The organism is Pseudomonas sp. Fl4BN1, assembly GCF_009908285.1.
In the GTDB taxonomy this organism is placed as follows: Bacteria; Pseudomonadota; Gammaproteobacteria; order Pseudomonadales; family Pseudomonadaceae; genus Aquipseudomonas.
Genome location: NZ_JAAARM010000121.1, coordinates 1 through 414, shown reverse-complemented (window position 1 = coordinate 414; position 414 = coordinate 1). Strand labels below are relative to the sequence as shown.

The window sequence follows — 414 nt, the reverse complement described above, 5'->3', positions numbered from 1 at the left end:
GGCGTGGTCAGCGCCGTTCTGGCGTTGGTGGTGGGGGCCGGAGCTGGATGGGGTGTCTGGCATCATTATGCCGGAAAAGGAAAACCGACTGCCGCCGCGCAGACGGAAACGGTGGAAACCCTGGATGAAAGCAAAAGCGTGTTTGTGACGTTGCCGGAAACCATTGTCACGCTGCATGACAACAACGGCGCGGACCATTATTTGTCGGCGGAATTAGTGATGGTGGTCGCCAGTGACAAAGAAGCGGAAAAAATAAAACATCAGGAGCCGCTGTATCAAAGTATTGCGGTTGAATGCCTGACGGAAATGAAATTTGAAGCTTTGCGCGGTATGAAAATATCTGCCATCCGCAAACTGATTTCGGATGCGTTAAAGAAAGATCTTCAGCGTCGCAAAATGAGCGCACCGTATAAG

The 414-nt window shown here is 51.4% G+C and carries 1 protein-coding gene; it reads left to right on the top strand.

Going from position 1 to position 414, the window contains the following annotated elements; genetic code table 11:
- Positions 1-414, top strand: a 414-nt coding sequence (locus tag GV818_RS33850) for a flagellar basal body-associated FliL family protein (RefSeq protein ID WP_218586332.1), incomplete at both ends; no start/stop codon positions are given.